The 1,477-nt window shown below is 57.3% G+C and carries 1 protein-coding gene; it reads right to left on the bottom strand.

Annotation, left to right across the window (positions count from 1 at the left end):
- Positions 1-159: 159 nt before the first annotated feature.
- Positions 160-1,477, bottom strand: a 1,318-nt coding sequence (locus ACFWW2_RS16585; RefSeq protein ID WP_393929742.1) for a cadherin-like domain-containing protein, incomplete at its 5' end; no start/stop codon positions are given.

Below are 1,477 nucleotides of genomic sequence, written 5' to 3'. Positions count from 1 at the left end.
CCGAAGACGCAGACGACGTGCCCGCGCCTAGAGATGAAGCGGCATATGGGCTATCAGCGGGCGGCCAAGAAGATCCCCGTTGTGCTGAGCGTCGAGGAGGTTGCGCGCATTCTCGAAGCTGTGCTGGCCTACTTGAGTCTGCTTTTGAGAGGAGCCACCCTACCCGAAGAGGAAGTCGTCTTCTGTCAGGTTTGCCGCGTTAAAGTTGCTGATAGTAATCGAACCGTGCCCGGATACAGAGATTTCCGTGTTCGAACCGTTCGTTGTGATGGTCAAATCTGAGTAGGATACACCGGAGGTACCCACTCTGATAAGGTCAATGTCATCTTCGAAGTCTCTTATTGTGTCGTTTCCAAAACTGTCTCTAAAGACAAACTTGTCACTTCCGGAACCGCCCCACAGGGTGTCATCGCCATCCCCGCCACTCAGATTGTCATCGCCATAACCGCCACTCAGATAGTCCCGGCCGTCACCGCCGTACAGAAGGTCATCGCCATCACCGCCACTCAGCCAGTCATCGCCTTCGCCGCCCCTCAGATAATCCCGGCCATCCCCGCCCCACAGATCGTCATCGCCATCCCCGCCGTACAGAGTGTCATCACCAAAATCGCCGTACAGATAGTCATCGCCATCCCCGCCGTACAGAGTGTCATCACCAAAATCGCCCCACAGATCGTCATTGCCATCCCCGCCGTACAGATTGTCATCGTGAGCACCGGCACTCAGATAGTCCCGGCCGTCACCGCCGTACAGATTGTCATCGCCATAACCGCCACTCAGCCAGTCATCGCCATCCCCGCCGTACAGAGTGTCATCACCAAAATCGCCCCACAGATCGTCATCGCCATCCCCGCCGTACAGATTGTCATCGCCAGCATCGCCGTACAGACGGTCATCGCCAGCATCGCCGATGATCTGGTCGTTTCCGGTGCTGCCGTCCAGATAGTCATCGCCGGCGGTGCCGACGATCATCGGCGCTTCGTCTCGTCCATGAACAACGACTGAAACGGTTGCGGTGCTCTCACCACCATTGCCGTCACTGACGGTATAGGTGAAGGTATCCGTCAGTGACTGGCCATCCGCCAAAGCCTGAACAGCGTCCGCGCCGGTTGGATCGTAGTTGATGGTTCCGTCGGTGTTCAGCGTCACGGCCGCCCCATGTGTACTCGTGGCAGAAATCGCTGTCACCGTGAGCGTATCCCCGTCAACATCGCTGTCGTTGGCAAGAAGCGTGGCGGTATCAATCAAGATCATAACATCTTCTGTGATCGGAGCGGGGCTTTGAGCAACATCATCAGCTGCGACAGGTGCGCCGTTGACAGATGTGATATCAAGCGCAAAGGCATCGCTTGCTGAAAGAGACCCATCGCTGGCCGTCACCGTGACACTCAATGTACCATTGAAGCCCTGCGGCGGTGTGCCCGAGAAACTCCCCGAAGCCGCATCAAACATCAGCCAGTCCGGCAGCGCCGCACCC

The sequence above is a fragment of the Yoonia sp. R2-816 genome, assembly GCF_046762905.1.
GTDB lineage: Bacteria > Pseudomonadota > Alphaproteobacteria > Rhodobacterales > Rhodobacteraceae > Yoonia.
This window is presented reverse-complemented; position numbering and strand designations above follow the sequence as displayed.